Below are 15,779 nucleotides of genomic sequence, written 5' to 3' on the forward strand. Positions count from 1 at the left end.
GTGGGTTGCTCTGCACTGTAGGAGCGAGCTTGCTCGCGAAGAAGTCACAGATACCGCGTTCATCCAGGATGCACGCGTTATCGTTGACGTTTTTCGCGAGCAAGCTCGCTCCTACAGTGCAAGGCAAGCTCCCTCGCCACAGGCCCTTGCAACGCCGAAGTTGTATCGGTAACGGTGGCGATAGTGGGCATCACAGCGCAGCCAGTACCTTTTCGAGTTTTTCCTGGTCACGCGCAAACTGGCGGATGCCTTCGGCGAGTTTTTCGGTGGCCATCGCATCTTCGTTGGAGGCCCAGCGAAACTGCGCCTCGTTGATGGACTGGCGCGCTTCGCCGGCGGCACCGAGCACCAGTTTACGATCGAGGGTGCCCTGGTCTTCATCGAGTTTTTGCAGCAACTCGGGGCTGATGGTCAAGCGATCACAGCCCGCCAGCTGTTCGATCTGGCTCAGCGTTCGAAAGCTTGCGCCCATCACCACGGTGTCGATCCCGTTGGCTTTGTAGTAGTTGTAGATCCGCGTCACCGACTGCACGCCCGGGTCATCCACGCCGGTGTAATCCAGGCCTGTGCTCTTGCGGTACCAGTCGTAGATGCGGCCCACGAACGGTGAAATCAGAAACACGCCGGCATCGGCGCAGGCCTGGGCCTGGGCGAACGAGAACAGCAGGGTCAGGTTGGTCTGGATGCCGGCTTTTTCCAGGCGTTCGGCGGTGCGGATACCTTCCCAGGTGGACGCCAGTTTGATCAGCACGCGGTCGCGACCGACGCCGGCGTGGTCATAGAGGTCGATCAGCTGATTGGCTTTGGCCCACAGCGCGTCTTCATCGAAGGACAGCCGTGCGTCGACCTCGGTGGAGATGCGTCCCGGAATCACCTTGAGAATGCCGCAGCCCACCGCCACGGAAAACTGATCGCAGGCCAGGCCCAGGTCGCCTTTGGACAGGTCGAGCGCGTTGCGCAGGATGTCGCCGTAATGCTCGATGGCCGAAGCCTTGAGCAGCAGAGACGGGTTGGTGGTGGCGTCCACCGGGCGCAGGCGGCTGATGGCTTCCAGGTCGCCGGTGTCGCAGACCACGGTGGTGAATTGCTTGAGTTGTTCGAGTTTGGATGTCATGAGCGGCGGTCTCCAAAAAAAGGGTTATCGGTTGAGGGCCTGCGCGGTGTCAAGGTCGGTCACCAGGATGTCGAGGTAACCGCCGGTGAGCGCGCCACGAATCGCCTGGACCTTGTTCAGCCCGCCGGCCAGGCCGAGCACGCGGTGGATGTTGCGCAATTTGGGCAGCGCCACCGACACCACGAATTCCTCATCTTCCTCCAGCACCGGCTTGCCCTGGGCATCGAAGTAACGCAGGCAGATATCGCCCACCGCGCCACGCTCGGCCAACAGGCGCAGCATGTCCTCGGTGTAGTAGTTGCCGCTGTTGCGCAGCAGTTGCGAAGGCTCAAGTTCACCGATGCCGACGATCGCCAGGGTGATGCTGTCAAAGCGTTGCAGCACCTCCTTGACCTCTTCCATCTGCACGATGCGCTGCTTGCTCTGCACCGATTGCTCGATGCTTTGCGAGGGCAGCAGGTACGCCGGGCAATTGAGCAGGGTCGCCAGGCGCTGGGTGAGCAGGGTGGCTTCGAACGCGCCTTTATGGCCGACCCCGCCCAACAGTTGTACCACTTCCTCGGCGCCTTGTTTACCCGGTTGGGCATGCAGATGGCCGACCATGGCGCGAATGGTGCTGCTCCACGACGAAATGCCGATGCGGTCCTGGGGCGACAGGCTGGTCTCCAGGTAATGCGCGGCGGCCGAGCCGATGGCTTGCTTGATGCTTTCATCGTTGCCGGGCTGGGTGGCTTCCACCACGATCACCCGACGCACGCCGTAGCGGCGTTGCAGTTGGGTTTCCAGCTCCAGGTGCAGCCCTTGCAGGCGCATCACGCTGATTTTCACCACACCCTCCGCCAGCGCGCGGCGCAGGGCGCGGCTGATAAAGGACTGGGAGAGGTCCAGTTGCGTGGAAATTTCGGACTGCTTGAGCCCTTCTTCGTAATAGAGGCTCGCGATCTTGGTGATCAGGCGCTGTTCTTCGATCTGGCTCATGAAAGCCTCAGTGGTTGACTCAATGGCCGTGAGGATACCAAACCCTTACGACATGATCAGGCCTCCGTCGATATTGATCGCCTGGCCGGTCAGGTAGGCCGCGTCATCCGAGGCCAGGAACGCCACCAGCCCGGCGACATCCGAGGGTTTGCCGGCGCGGCGCAGGGGGATGTTCCTGACCCATTCGGCCATCAATTCGCCCTTGGCGTAGCGCTTTTCGTCGGTGCTGAGGATCTCGCCCCAGACGCGGTCGTTGTAGTCCCACATCTCGCTTTCGATGATGCCCGGGCAGAACGCATTGACCGTGATGTTATGCCGCGCCAGCTCCAGGGACAGGCTCTGGGTGATGCCGATCACGCCCATCTTGCTCGCGGCGTAGTGCGGGGTGTAGATAAAGCCCTGGCGGCCCTGGCCCGACGAGGTATTGATCAAGCGTCCGCTACCTTGCCTGACCATGTACTTGGCCGCCTCCCGGCAACCCAGCCACACCCCGGTGGTGTTGACCTGCAGCACCTTGTCGAAGTCGGCGCGGGGCATGGTGTCGTAGTGGTCGATGGTGATGATGCCGGCGTTCTGCACCGACACGTCGATACTGCCGAAGCGTGCGTGGCCTTCGCGGTAGAGCCGTTCGATATCGCTTTCGTTGGTGACATCGATGCCGAGGGCGAGGGTGCTCACGCCGTATTCCCGGGCCAGCTGGTCGGCGGTGAAGGTCACGCGCTCCAGGTCGTTGGAGGCCAGCACCAGGTGGGCGCCTTCCTGGGCGAAGCGCTCGGCAATGCCGGCGCCGATGCCACGGCAGGCGCCGGTGATGACGATGGTTTTACCGCTGAATCGTTGCGACATGACGAACTCCTACCAGCACACAAAGCCGCCATCGACCAACAGGTCGACACCGGTGCAGAAAGACGACGCCTGGCTGACCAGGAAGATCGCCGGGCCGACCATTTCGTCCACGCTGGCCATGCGGCCCATGGGCGTGGTCTGTTCAAAGATCTTCACCTGATCGGCGACTTCCGGCCGCGAATTCATCGGCGTGGCGGTGTAGCCGGGGCTGATGCAGTTCACCCGCAGGCCCTTGTCGGCCCATTCCATCGCCAGGCTTTTGCTCAGGTGGATCACCCCGGCCTTGGAGGTGTTGTAGTGCGCCTGCAACAGGCCGCGGTTGACGATGCTGCCGGACATGGAGGCGATGTTGACGATGGCGCCTTTGCCACGCGGCAGCATGACGGCAGCCTGGGCCTGGCAACTGAGAAAGATGCCGGTGAGGTTGATGTCCAGGGTGGTTTGCCAGCGTTGCAGTTCCAGGTCCTCGGCGGCCTGGGCGTTGGCGATGCCGGCGCAGTTGACCGCCACGCTGAGCTCGCCCAGTTCGCTTTCGGTGCGCGCTACGGCCGCGTCCAGCGCGGCGCGTTCGGTGACCGTGCCGCTCAAGGCGAGGGCGCGACGGCCCAGGGCTTGGATGCGCTCGACGGTACTGGCGATGCCGGGGCTGCCGGGCAGGTCAAAACAGGCGACATCGGCGCCGGCCTCGGCAAGCCCGACGGCGATGGCCTGGCCGATGCCGCTGCCGGCACCGGTGACAAAGGCGACTTGGCCCTGAAGACTGAAAAGTTGCATGCAAAACTCCGTTATTTGAAAGCGCCGCTATCCAATGTGGGAGGGGGCTTGCCCCCGATAGCAGTCTGTCAGTTGATAATTGGGGTGACTGATACACAGCCATCGGGGGCAAGCCCCAATGCCAGTCAGTTAAGGCTTTTTGTAGGAGCGAGCTTGCTCGCGAAAAATTCACAGGCACCGCGCTCATTCAGAAAGCACGCATTATCGTTGACGTTTTTCGCGAGCAAGCTCGCTCCTACAGACGGCGGTGTACGCTTAACTGACTGGCATTAGGGCAAGCTCCCTCCCACATTGGATCTTCGTTGTTTGTGGGTTAAGCAGTGGCCATTTCCATTACGGAAACCGGCGTGGCTTCGCCGCGCTCCAGAATCCCCATCTGCCGGCCCCGGCTCATCACCATCACCCGATGGGACAAGCCCAGCACTTCATCCAGATCCGAGCTCACTACGATCACCGCCATGCCCTTGGCCGCCAAATCCGCGATCACCTCATAAATCGCCGCCCGCGCGCCCACGTCGATGCCGCGTGTCGGCTCATCGAGAATGAACACCTTGGGATTACGCGCCAGCCACTTGGCGATAATCACCTTCTGTTGATTACCTCCGGACAGGCTGGAAATCCGCGACTGCGGCGCACCTTTCACGCCCAGCCGCGCTACCGCCGTGCGCGCGAATTCACGCAGCGGGGCAGGGAATACCCAGCCGCTTTTATCCAGCAGGTCGGTGTTGCCGTAGATCAGGTTGTCTTCGATGCGATGTTCCACCACCACGCCTTGCTGCTTGCGGTCTTCGGGCACCAGCACCACACCGGCCTGGATCGCCTCGAACGGCGAGCGCAGTTGACGCACCTCGCCCTCGAGCACCATGTGCCCACGGATATCCTGAGCGGCGCCGGCAAGGGTGCGCACCAGTTCGGTCCGCCCGGCGCCGACCACGCCGGCAATGCCGAACACTTCACCGGCGCGCACGCTGAAGTCGATGCCGTGCAAGGCGAATTCGCGACAACTCAAATCCTTGACCTGAAGCATCACCTGTTCCTGCGGCGCCTGCAGCGCGGGGAAAATCCGCTCCAGGCTGCGCCCGACCATCTGTTCCACCAGCTCACGTACCGGCACTTGCGCAGTGGCATGCAGGGCGATCTGGCGACCGTCGCGCAGCACCAGCACACGGTCGGCAATGCGCGCGATTTCTTCCAGGCGATGGCTGATATAGATAAACGACACGCCCTCGGCCTTGAGCCGCTCCACCTGCTGGAACAACAACTCGGTTTCCTCGCCACCCAAGGCAGCGGTGGGTTCATCCAGGATCAACAAGCGCGCCTTGAGAGTCAGCGCCTTGGCGATTTCCACCAGTTGCTGGGCCGCCACGCTGAGGCCTTCGACCTTGCGCGACGCCGGCACCTTGAGCCCCAGGCGCTCCAGTTGGACCTGTGCCTGGGCTTCGATGCAGGCGCGGTCCACCCGCCCGTGACGCATGGGCAGGCGACCGACGAAGATATTCTCGGCAATCGACAGTTGCGGCAGCAGGCGAATTTCCTGGTGGATCAGGCCGATACCGGCGCTCAACGCGGCCCCCGGCGAACCCGGCGCGTAAGGCTCGCCGAGCCAGGTCATGCTGCCCCCGGCTTGCGGTTGCACCAGGCCTGCGATGATCGACGACAGAGTCGACTTGCCCGCGCCGTTTTCACCGAGCAGGGCCAACACTTCGCCGGGACGAATGTCGACGTTGATCTGCGACAGCACCTGCACCGGCCCGTAGGCCTTGCTGATATTGCGCAGGCACAGCACCGCATCGCCGGCTGTGTCCAGAACTGCTGCGTGCATGACGACCTCCCAGGTTTACGGGTGCTGTTGCAGGAACGGCGCGACGTTGTCTTTGGTGGTCAGCACGGTGGGCAGCAGTTGTTCCTTGGGCACGTCTTTGCCGGCTTTGAGGTCGATGGCAGAGGCCACGGCCAGGCGCCCCATTTTCTGCGTCTGCTGGGTCATGGTTGCGTTCAGCACACCACTTTGCACAGCCTTGAGCCCGGCGATGTCACCGTCAAAGCCGACGATCACCACCTTGTGATCGAGGTTGCCGACCTTGACCGCTTGAGCGGCGCCCAACGCCATGGCATCGGCGCGGCCGAAGAACACGGTAATGTTCGGGTCGCGCTGGAGCAGGTCCTGGGCCACGGCAAAGCCTTTGTCCTGGGCCCATTCGGCCGGTTGCTGGGCCACCACCTTGAGGTCCGGGAAGGCTTTCAAGCCCTCTTCGAAACCCTTGGCCCGATCGTTTTCCGGCGTGGTACCGATCTGGCCTTGCAGGATCGCGATGCGGCCTTTGCCGTCGGTGATCTTGCCCACGTATTCGGCCAGAGTCTTGGCGCCGGCCACGCTGTCGCTGGCGATGAAGGTATCGCCCGGTGCGTCGGGGGCGTTGCGGTCCACGGCGATTACCGGAATACCGGCGGCCTTGGCGGCTTTCACCGGCACACCGGCGGCGGTGGCGCCGGCCGGAATGTAGATCAGCACGTCGATCTGGCGGGTGATCAGGTCTTCTATCTGGCTGACCTGGGTGGAGGAGTTGCCCTGGGCGTCCACGGTGATCACCTTGATCCCCTTGGCCTTGCCCTCGGCTTCCACCGATTGCTTGATCTGGTTGAAGAAGTCGGCCTGCAGGTTGGCCACGGCCAGGCCGATGGTCAAATCCTTGGCCCAGGTGGTGCCGGCGGCGGTGAGGGTCGCGGCCGCCAGAGCAGTGGCGATAAGCAGTTTCTTGGGGCTGAACATGTCGGTGACTCCTGGTTTTATTGTTGGAGGGTGTCAACTGTCGAACAGGTTTAACGGGCAGTGCTGGAACGGCGTCGCAAGGTATCGATGGTGACGGCGAGGGCGATGACCACGCCGATCACCACTTGTTGGATAAAGGGCGAGACGCCCAGCAGATTGAGGCCATTGCGCAACACGCCAATGATCAGCACGCCCACCAGGGTGCCGCCGATGCTGCCCACACCGCCGCTGAGGCTGGCGCCGCCAATCACCACGGCGGCGATGGCGTCCAGTTCCAGGCTCAAACCCGCACTGGGTTGCGACGAGTCCAGGCGCGCGGCCAGGGTCACGGCGGCTATCCCCGCGAGGGCGCCGCTGATGGCGTACACCCACAAGGTAATTGCGCGCACCTTGATGCCCGACAGGCGCGCCACTTCCGGGCTGCCGCCCATGGCGTAGAGGTTGCGGCCACCGGCGCGAAAGCGCAGGAACACCCAGGCCACCAGCAGCATCACCAGGAACAGCCCGACAGTGGCCGACAAAAAGCCGAAATGCCGCACCGTGGCCAAGCGGGTGAACCACTCCGGGAAACCGACGACCTGCCGGCCTTCGGTGAGGATGTTCGCCAGGCCGCGGGCCACCGACATCATGGTCAGCGTGGCAATGAACGGTGGCAACTTGGCGTAGGTGATCAACCCACCGGACACCAGCCCGGCCAGCATGCCGGTGGCAATCGAGATGGGAATCGCAAAGCCCAGCGGCACCGCCTGGTCCTGATAGAGCCAGCCCAGCATCATCATCGAGAAGGCCAGCACCGAACCGACCGACAGATCGATGCCGCCGATCACGATCACCGCCGTCATGCCAATCGCCAGGATGCCCAGCACCGTGACCTGATCAAGAATGTTCAGGCCATTGCGCAGGGAGAAGAAGAATTCGGAGCTGAAGGAGAAGACCAGCACCAGCAGCACAAGCCCTATCAATGGGCCGCCGATATTGCTGGGCAGCAGTTTCACCAGCCGGGGGCGGGGTGGCGGCTTGAGTTCGTCCGGGTGCTGGACAATCGCTTTGGCGTCCACAGTGTTCTCCTGAGTTATTTTTTTTGGAGTGCTTCAGGTCGTCTGAATATTTATGCGAGCCTGACTGTTAATTCAGATTCCAGTGACACTGTGGCAAAGTCAAGCGCTTAATTTTTCAGGCAGGCCTCTAAAACGCCGTTTCAACGGCGTGCAAAGCCCCGGTGTAGACCGGCCCCTGTGGGATTTTGCCCGTCTGTCCGAGTGATATTTCTTCGGCTTTTTTCATTTTTACGCTGATCGCTCACTTGACCGCGCGGGAGATCGGCGTCTAAATAGAAATATATTGTCACTGCTGAATAAATATTCAAACACAGCTTTCGGCACTTTTATCTCACGTGGTCAGCCCCACAGGAGCCGCTGCATGAATGCCTTCCAGTACGACGCCCACCAGATCAAGGAACAGGCCCGCCTGATCCGCCGCCATGTAATCCGCCTGAACGCCGATTCACCGGCCGGTGGCCACACCGGGGCCGACCTGTCCGAAACCGATATCCTCGCCACCCTGTATTTCCGCATCCTCAACATCGGCCCGGAACGTACCGAAGATCCCGAGCGCGATATCTATATCCAGAGCAAGGGCCACGGCGTCGGTGGCTTGTATTGCTGCCTGGCACAGGCGGGCTATATCCCCGAGGCATGGTTGCCGACCTATCAACACTTCAACTCCCACTTGCCCGGCCACCCCGTGCGCCAGAAAACCCCCGGCATCGAACTCAACACCGGCGCCCTCGGCCACGGCTTGCCGGTAGCGGTGGGGCTGGCGTTGGCGGCGAAAATGTCCGGCAGCAAAAAGCGCATCTACGTGCTGACCGGCGACGGCGAACTGGCCGAAGGTTCCAACTGGGAAGCGGCGATGGCGGCCGCCAAGTACGGGCTGGATAACCTGTTTGTGATCGTCGACAAAAACAAACTGCAACTGGCGGGATTGACCGCCGACATCATGCCGCTCGACCCGCTTGACGTGAAATGGGCCGCCTTCGGCTTTACGGTCAGCGAGTGCGACGGCAACGATGTGAGCCAGTTGATCGACGCCCTGGAACACATGCAGACCCGCACCGGCGCGCCCCAGGTGCTGATCGCCCACACCATCAAAGGCAAGGGCGTGTCGTTTATCGAAGCCCGCCCCGAATGGCATCACCGCGTGCCCAAGGGTGATGAAATCAACGCAGCACTGGAGGAGTTGAACCATGGCGAGTGAACATTTGGCGAGTGTCATGGTGCAGGCCTTTATTGACGCGGTCGACGCCGGGCTGGACGTGGTGCCGGTGGTCAGCGACTCCACCTCGACGGCCAAGATCGGTCCGTTTGCCCAGCGTTTTCCCGAGCGCTTGATCAACGTCGGCATTGCCGAGCAGTCGCTGGTCAGCGTCGCGGCCGGGCTGGCCCTGGGCGGAAAGATCGCCGCCACCTGCAACGCCGCGCCGTTTCTGATCTCGCGCGCCAATGAGCAGATCAAGGTCGACGTCTGCTACAACCAGGCCAATGTGAAGATGTTCGGCCTCAACGCCGGCACCAGCTACGGCCCGCTGGCCAGCACCCACCACAGCCTCGACGACATTTCAGTGATGCGCGGGTTTGGCAATGTGCAGATCTTCGCCCCGGCGGATGCCCTGGAGTGCCGACAGATCGTCGATTACGCGCTGCGCTGCCACGGGCCGGTGTATATCCGTCTCGATGGCAAAGCCTTGCCGGACGTGCACGGCGCTGACTATCAATTCACCCCCGGCCAGGTGGATATCCTGCGTCAGGGCGCCGACCTGAGCATTGTGGCCCTGGGCTCGGTGGTGCATGAAGCGGTGGACGCGGCCAAGCTGTTGGCCGAGCAGGGCATCCAGGCCCAGGTGATCAACCTGTCGTCGATCCGGCCTTTGCAGCGCGACGTGTTGCTCAGTGCCCTGAGCGGCACCCGCGCGGTCATCAGCGTGGAAGAACACAACATCAACGGCGGCGTCGGCAGCCTGGTGGCCGAAGTGCTGGCCGAGGCCGGGCTGGGTATTGCCTTGATCCGCCTGGGCATCGGCGATGGCGAATACGCCGCCGCCGGTGCGCGTGAACCGACACGTGCCTTGCATAACATCGATGCGGCTGGGATTGTGGCGGCTGCCACTCGGTTGCGGTGAAGCCATGAATAACAACACGCCGCTGATCCTGGCGATCGACGAAGGCACCAGCAACGCCAAGGCGGTGCTGGTCAACGAACGGGGGCAAGTGATCGCCCGGGGTTCGCGGCCGTTGAGCGTCAACCATCCCCAGGCCGGTTTTTCCGAACAGGACCCGCTGTTTATCTGGCACAGCACCCTGGCCGCGATGCAAGACTGCCTGGCCCAGGTGGATCGCCCGATCACTGCGCTGGCGATCAGCAACCAACGCGAATCGGTGGTGGCCTGGGATCGCCGTACCGGCGAGCCGCTGTCGCCGTGCATCAGTTGGCAGTGCCGACGCTCCACCGCCTTGTGCACCCAGCTGCACGCGCAAGGGCACGAAGCCGTCATCCTGGAAAAAACCGGACTGGCCCTGGACCCGATGTTCTCGGCCGGTAAATGGCGCTGGATTCTCGACCACCTGGACAACGGCCATGCCCGCGCCGCTGCCGGTGAGATTTGCCTGGGCACCGTCGACAGCTGGCTGCTGTGGCAACTGAGCGGCGGCCAGGTGTTCGCCACCGACTACTCCAATGCCGCGCGCACGCAACTGTTCAACCTGCATACCTGCGCCTGGGACCCGCAATTGCTGGATCTGTTCGCCATCCCGTTGGCCGCGTTGGCGCCCATCCAGGCCAGCGCCGGTTTCTTCGCCCACACCGTTGCGTTGGGTGGTTTGCCCGCCGGCATCCCGATCATGTCGATGATCGGCGACTCCCACGCCGCGCTCTACGGACAGGGCGGTTTTGCACCGGGGCTGGTCAAGGCCACCCTCGGCACCGGCTCCTCCCTGATGACCCCCATGAGCGGTGCGATTGCGTCCACCCACGGCCTGTCGACCACCCTGGCCTGGCATGACGGCGTCAAGCCTACGTTCGCCATGGAGGGCAACATCGTCCACACCGGGGCCGCCGTGCAATGGGCCTCGCGCCTGATGGCCGGGGACTCCCTGGACACCTTGACCGCGCAGGCCGCGCAACTGCCGGATAACGGCGGCGTGTACTTTGTGCCGGCGCTGTCCGGGCTGGGCGCGCCGCATTGGCAAGCCGATGCGCGCGGGTTGATCTGTGGGCTGACTGAAGCCACGTCCGGCGCACATATTCTGCGCGCGTCGCTGGAGTCCATCGCCTATCAGATCCGCGATGTGTTCGAAGCGATGCAGCAGGACATCGGCCACCCGTTGCAGGAGCTGTGGGTCGACGGCGGCGCCACACGCAACCGCTGGCTGATGCAATTTCTGGCCAACCTGCTGCAACGCCCGGTGGTACGCAGCCTGTCGCCGGAAGTGTCGGCGCTGGGCGCGGCGCATCTGGCGGGCAGGGCGTTGGGGATATGGGCGAGTGATGCGGCGCTGGAGCAGTTGGAGCGTCAGCGCGAGCGCTTTGAGCCGCAGGATGATCCGACGATGGCAGGGCGCTACACCGAATGGAAAAAGGCCCTGGCCCGCACACTTCTCTAACGCCACATGCAGTCCAAATGTGGGAGGGGGCGGTGCGACGATTCAGTTAAGCGTACACCGTCCACCGTAGGAGCGAGCTTGCTCGCGAAAAACGTCAACGATAACGCGTGCTTCCTGAATGAACGCGTTGCCTGTGAGTTTTTCGCGAGCAAGCTCGCTCCTACAAAAGCCTTGACTGACTGGCGTTAGGGCAACCCCATTCCACATTTGGATTGCTGCTGGCCTTCAAGGCTTCCAGGTCTGCACATCCTTTGCGTCCACCGCCCTGGGCAACAAGCCGGCCTTGAAGAACGCATCGGCAATGTTCTGCTGCTCGGCCAACTGCTCCAGCGTCACCGGTTGCACCTGATAACTGCGGTGCGCATTGGCGGCTTCCACCGTCGTCACATCCAGATCGCCCCACAGCGGCCCGAGCACTTTCGCCGCGTCCTGCGGGTGGGCTTTAACCCATTGGCCGGCCTGTTCCAACTGCGCGTACACCACCTTCAACACCTTCGGATGGGCCTGGGCATAAGGCGTGCCCGTCAGGTAATAACGCTTGTAACTGGCCAGCCCGGCACCGTCCGCCAGGGTGCGCGTCGGCAATTGGCGTTGCACACTGCTCAGAAACGGTTCCCAGGTGACCCAGGCATCCACCTTGTTGTTTTCGAACGCCGCGCGGCCGTCGGCGGGGGAGAGATAGGCCGGCTGAATGTCCGCGAATGCCAGGCCGGCTTTATTCAATGCGGCGATCAGCAGGTAATGAGTGCCGGCGGCCTTGGTCACGGCGATTTTTTTGCCCTTGAGGTCCGCCAGTTGCTGGATCGGCGAGTCCTTGCGCACCACGATGGCCTGTGCTGCGGGCGAGGGCGCTTCCTGGGCAAAGTAGGTAAGTTTGGCCTGGGCCGCCTGGGCGAAAATCGGCACGGTGTCGGCCACATCAGCGCTGATGTCGACGTTGCCGACATTCAGCGCCTCAAGCAATGGCAAGCCGCTGGGGAACTCATGCCAGCTGACATCAATGTTTTCGGCCTTGAGAGCTTTTTCCAGGGTGCCCTGGGTTTTCAGCAGGGTGATCAGGGTCGAGGATTTCTGGTAACCGATACGTACGGTTTCCTGGGCGTCGGCGCTTACGGCAACGGACAAAGCCAGCAATCCTGATACAGCAGCGATAAGGCGGCGAAGGGTCATGAGCGGCTCGATTTTCAACAGAATGAGCCGAAGCATAAGGTTCTGAAAACCGGTTGATAAATACTCTTTCGATCTGAGCTTAAGGACACTTGAAGCCTTGTCCGTTGACGGAGGGTATAGCCGTCAAATCGAGCCGCGAGCCATCACGCAACACCGTCCAAATGTGGGAGGGGGCTTGCCCCCGATGGCGGTGGTTCAGATACAGATTAGTTGACTGACCCACCGCATCGGGAGCAAGCCCCCTCCCACCGGGGTTATGGGGTGCTGGCGGGTCCGGGTTGCAGGCAATCCAGTGCGCGGTCGGCCAGCGTGCGGGCCATGTCGATCAACGATCAGGCAACACGGGCCAATGTGGGAGGGGGCTTGCCCCCGATGACGGTGGTTCAGATACAGATTAGTTGACTGACCCACCGCTATCGGGGGCAAGCCCCCTCCCACCGGGTTATGCGGTGCTGGCGGATCCAGGTTGCAGGCAATCCAGTGCGCGGTCGGCGAGGGTGCGCACCATGTCGATCAAGATCAGGCGACACAGGCCAACTGTGGGAGGGGGCTTGCCCCCGATGACGGTGGGTCAGATACAGATTAATTGACTGACCCACCGCATCGGGAGCAAGCCCCCTCCCACCGGGATGATGGAGTACTGGCGGATCCAAGTTGCAGGCAATCCAGTGCGCGGTCGGCCAGCGTGCGGGCCATGTCGATCAACGATCAGGCAACACGGGCCAATGTGGGAGGGGGCTTGCCCCCGATGGCGGTGGTTCAGATACAGATTAATTGACTGACCCACCGCATCGGGAGCAAGCCCCCTCCCACCGAGGTTATGGGGTGCTGACGGGTCCGGGTTGCAGGCAATCCAGTGCGCGGTCGGCGAGGGTGCGGGCCATGTCGATCAAGTGGGCGGTGGAACAGGCCATGTCGCGTCGAGTGCCTTTGAGGCCTTCGGCGGTTTCGGTGGCCGTGGTGGCGGCGCAGCGTAGCAGCGAGGCAATGTTGGCGATGGCGTCTTCGAAGCTCAGGTCTTCGTGGGCAACAAAAACGGGGAAGGGTGGATCGGGGACGATTTTGCTCATGGATATAGCTCCTACTCGGTTGGGGCGCCATCCGGTGCCGTTTCCACACGGCAGATTGGGTGGCAGCCATACGCGGGGTGGAAACCGGGGAGTAGGACCCAGTCAGACCGAAGTCTGCCCGCGTACAGCCGCCATTGAGCGTTTGCATACGATCATGACGCCTACTCATTCCGGGTTTCCACACCCGATCGCTGATATGCAGCGACGAAGCGAAGGCTAGCCAGTGGATTGAGCAGGCGCAAGGCCGAAGGATTGTCTAGGAAACGTCCTGCAAATTAAAGGGATACGGATTGCTGGCCTTTAACAATGCATGTCGAGCAGGCGATGCAGATAAGGGAAATGATTACTGACTGGGGCCGTCAGCGTTCCATCAGATTTATACGACGAAGATCTCGGAATCGTCCGACTTTACCCTAAACAAATCCCTCTCCAAAGTTTGGCTTTCTCAACGATCCTGCGCGGCCATTACAGTACTGAATGGAATATAAACATGTTCGAAGTACCCATGTATCGGAAAAATGGTAGCCGTATCGAGCTACAGGATTTATTGGAAAAGGTACCTGATAATGATTGGGTATGGCTAATTATCGAATTTGATGGCGTTGCAAATTTGCCAAATGATGAGTCGATTGACGAATTTCAGAATCGTATTCGTTACCTGCCCAAAGGACTCGTTCAAACTTGGGAAAATATATTGAGATTTTCCCGGTGTATTGACTATACAGTCGACTGTTTAATCGTGGCGGTCTCATGTGTTGAGCAAGTGGATGTAGAAAGGTTGTTGAATGATGAGTTTCAGGATTGTGTGATCTTTATTCGTGCAATTGACAGCACTGATTGGATGTTGCATGCGTCAAACCCTGAAATTTTGGATGGCTTTAAAATAGTCACAAGTTAATTATGTATTAATTTCATGGTGGGTTCAGAAAAAATATTGGCATTGGAGGTGTTGTTAGTTGCGATTGGTGTATTTTCAAATATCTAGACTTCACGTTTTCCCTGATCTAATTCAATGTTCGGAATGTCGCATGTTCAGTAATATTAGGTCCAGCCAGTGAAGGTAAGCGTTATAAAATCCGACGCTGAGCTGACCCTAAAAACAGATGGTCTAAAAACGCGCTTTGGCTACGAGATCAGCGTGACAATTAACACCCCCAATTTGCAGGAGGAAGCAGTCAAATTTATAGAGCTGGTCACTCGACACCTTGAATCAGGCTTCAAACTTGCGTCAGACGAAACCTTAGGATATGGCTGCTGGATCACCAAAATGCACCTCAACAATAGGCAAGAACTAATGTTCTTTGAACAGGCACCGAGGACGGAGACTTATGTTCCTGGTATCAACACCACCCTGCAGCTGTGGGCGGAGCAACACATGATATGCGCAAAAAACGGCGTAGATTATGTTGCACCGTCCTTTGAGCAAATGATCATCATTTCACACGGAGTCATGGAAGGGGATCCGGCCGAGGGCGTTCGCTATCCCTCTCCTGAACATATGTCAGGCTGGTGGATCACGACAGATCGCTATGATGGAAATACGGAGAACCTGCAGTCAGTACATCTCCAACATGTCGCGGTCAATAGGCCAGACCTGGTCAAATACCTTGGACTTCCATTTGGGTATCGATTTCACGGGCCAAGCAATGACGTTTGGCTAGATGAAAAAATAAAATAAGCGAAGGTGAATATCTATGCTGTCCAGCACTTTTCACGACCAAAAATTGGTATCGATAGCCGTGGCAGATGATGCGCTGACTATCGAGATATCAACGCAAGACAAGACGACCAAGATACGGGTGACAGGATTACAAAAAATCCGCGTCACAGATTTTAAAGAAGGCAATATAATAAACATTGCTCAAGTCATCCATGCGCAACACTCTACTGAAAGTGTGAGTGCGGTAAAGTCATTGCTACAATACGTTTATGAAATAAGTGATGACGAACTGCAGCAAAATACCAAACTGTCATGCTCATTTGATAAAAAAATCAAGGAATATGAGGATGGTTCCATCGTGATTTTTGAAATAGAACCCTCTTATGGTGCCTATTTGGTTGCCGTCGGCACGGATATCCTGGAGGAGGGTGTACATAAGCCATCCCAAGCATAAGAACATCATCGACCTTGAGACCCAGACGAGAGCAAGCCACGTCCTCACAAGTACATTATTTGCTCTCGACGAGCCCCCTCCTGGAACCATTCCCTACTTCCCTTGTCCCCGCTTCCCATGTCACCCCCCGCCCCGCAAATCCCTTAATTTTCCAAGCCTGCCGGAAGCCTCTCCAGGCCCCCGGCTGCGCCCGTTGTTTTTTTCAGGGCGCAGAGCAGCCGATTCAAGCGGCAAAACTGAATACGGACATTCTCTTCAACCGTGACTTATCAGGCAGGTTTCCCC

The 15,779-nt window shown here is 60.1% G+C and carries 15 protein-coding genes; 6 read left to right on the top strand and 9 right to left on the bottom strand.

Translation table 11 applies throughout. From position 1 onward, the window contains the following. Window positions 1–190 precede the first annotated feature (190 nt). From tal to TU82_RS04325, 7 genes are all read right to left on the bottom strand, one after another. Window positions 191–1,114 (bottom strand): transaldolase, encoded by a 924-nt coding sequence (gene tal, locus TU82_RS04295; RefSeq protein WP_057721849.1) that lies wholly within the window; start codon window positions 1,112–1,114, stop codon window positions 191–193. Window positions 1,115–1,138: 24 nt separating this feature from the next. Then, window positions 1,139–2,092 (bottom strand): sugar-binding transcriptional regulator, encoded by a 954-nt coding sequence (locus tag TU82_RS04300; protein ID WP_057721850.1) that lies wholly within the window; start codon window positions 2,090–2,092, stop codon window positions 1,139–1,141. A 45-nt stretch (window positions 2,093–2,137) separates the two neighbouring features. Then, a complete protein-coding gene (locus TU82_RS04305) occupies window positions 2,138–2,938 on the bottom strand; it encodes an SDR family oxidoreductase (protein ID WP_057721851.1) in 801 nt (266 codons plus the stop codon). A gap of 9 nt (window positions 2,939–2,947) precedes the next feature. Next, a complete protein-coding gene (locus TU82_RS04310; RefSeq protein WP_276307141.1) occupies window positions 2,948–3,727 on the bottom strand; it encodes an SDR family oxidoreductase in 780 nt (259 codons plus the stop codon). 298 nt (window positions 3,728–4,025) lie between these two features. Beyond that, entirely contained in the window at window positions 4,026–5,534 is a 1,509-nt protein-coding gene (locus TU82_RS04315) for a sugar ABC transporter ATP-binding protein (RefSeq protein WP_057721853.1), read from the bottom strand. 15 nt (window positions 5,535–5,549) lie between these two features. Beyond that, a complete protein-coding gene (locus TU82_RS04320) occupies window positions 5,550–6,482 on the bottom strand; it encodes a sugar ABC transporter substrate-binding protein (protein WP_057721854.1) in 933 nt (310 codons plus the stop codon). A 50-nt stretch (window positions 6,483–6,532) separates the two neighbouring features. Continuing rightward, window positions 6,533–7,540, bottom strand: coding sequence for an ABC transporter permease (locus TU82_RS04325; RefSeq protein WP_057721855.1), 1,008 nt, complete (start codon window positions 7,538–7,540; stop codon window positions 6,533–6,535). A 361-nt stretch (window positions 7,541–7,901) separates the two neighbouring features. Between TU82_RS04325 and TU82_RS04330 the strand changes: the two genes are divergently transcribed. Genes TU82_RS04330 through TU82_RS04340 form a run of 3 tightly spaced genes read left to right on the top strand, consistent with a single transcriptional unit; the run spans window position 7,902 to window position 11,140 of the window. Beyond that, window positions 7,902–8,738 (top strand): transketolase, encoded by an 837-nt coding sequence (locus TU82_RS04330; RefSeq protein WP_057721856.1) that lies wholly within the window; start codon window positions 7,902–7,904, stop codon window positions 8,736–8,738. After that, on the top strand, window positions 8,728–9,660 hold the full coding sequence (locus TU82_RS04335) for a transketolase family protein (RefSeq protein WP_057721857.1): 933 nt from the start codon (window positions 8,728–8,730) through the stop codon (window positions 9,658–9,660). The genes TU82_RS04330 and TU82_RS04335 overlap by 11 nt, the downstream gene beginning before the upstream one ends. A 4-nt stretch (window positions 9,661–9,664) precedes the next feature. Then, window positions 9,665–11,140, top strand: a complete 1,476-nt coding sequence (locus TU82_RS04340) for an FGGY family carbohydrate kinase (protein WP_057721918.1) — start codon at window positions 9,665–9,667, stop codon at window positions 11,138–11,140. Between the two features lie 225 nt (window positions 11,141–11,365). Here the strand turns inward: TU82_RS04340 and TU82_RS04345 are convergent, their stop codons facing one another. Both TU82_RS04345 and TU82_RS04350 read right to left on the bottom strand, forming a co-directional pair. Beyond that, complete coding sequence (locus TU82_RS04345; RefSeq protein ID WP_057721919.1) at window positions 11,366–12,310, bottom strand: aliphatic sulfonate ABC transporter substrate-binding protein; 945 nt, start codon at window positions 12,308–12,310, stop codon at window positions 11,366–11,368. 818 nt (window positions 12,311–13,128) lie between these two features. Continuing rightward, window positions 13,129–13,380, bottom strand: coding sequence for a DUF6124 family protein (locus TU82_RS04350; protein WP_057721858.1), 252 nt, complete (start codon window positions 13,378–13,380; stop codon window positions 13,129–13,131). A 490-nt stretch (window positions 13,381–13,870) separates the two neighbouring features. Here TU82_RS04350 and TU82_RS04355 point away from each other — a divergent pair, with 490 nt between their 5' ends. From TU82_RS04355 to TU82_RS04365, 3 genes are all read left to right on the top strand, one after another. Next, window positions 13,871–14,278: a hypothetical protein gene (locus TU82_RS04355; RefSeq protein WP_057721859.1), complete on the top strand. Its 408-nt coding sequence runs from the start codon at window positions 13,871–13,873 to the stop codon at window positions 14,276–14,278. A 156-nt stretch (window positions 14,279–14,434) separates the two neighbouring features. Next, window positions 14,435–15,058: an immunity protein Imm33 domain-containing protein gene (locus TU82_RS04360; protein ID WP_057721860.1), complete on the top strand. Its 624-nt coding sequence runs from the start codon at window positions 14,435–14,437 to the stop codon at window positions 15,056–15,058. A 16-nt stretch (window positions 15,059–15,074) separates the two neighbouring features. Continuing rightward, the gene (locus tag TU82_RS04365; protein ID WP_057721861.1) at window positions 15,075–15,494 is read left to right on the top strand and encodes a hypothetical protein; all 420 of its coding nucleotides are present in this window, start codon (window positions 15,075–15,077) and stop codon (window positions 15,492–15,494) included. The last annotated feature ends 285 nt before the right edge of the window (window positions 15,495–15,779 follow it).

Source organism: Pseudomonas orientalis, assembly GCF_001439815.1.
Taxonomy (GTDB): domain Bacteria; phylum Pseudomonadota; class Gammaproteobacteria; order Pseudomonadales; family Pseudomonadaceae; genus Aquipseudomonas; species Aquipseudomonas orientalis.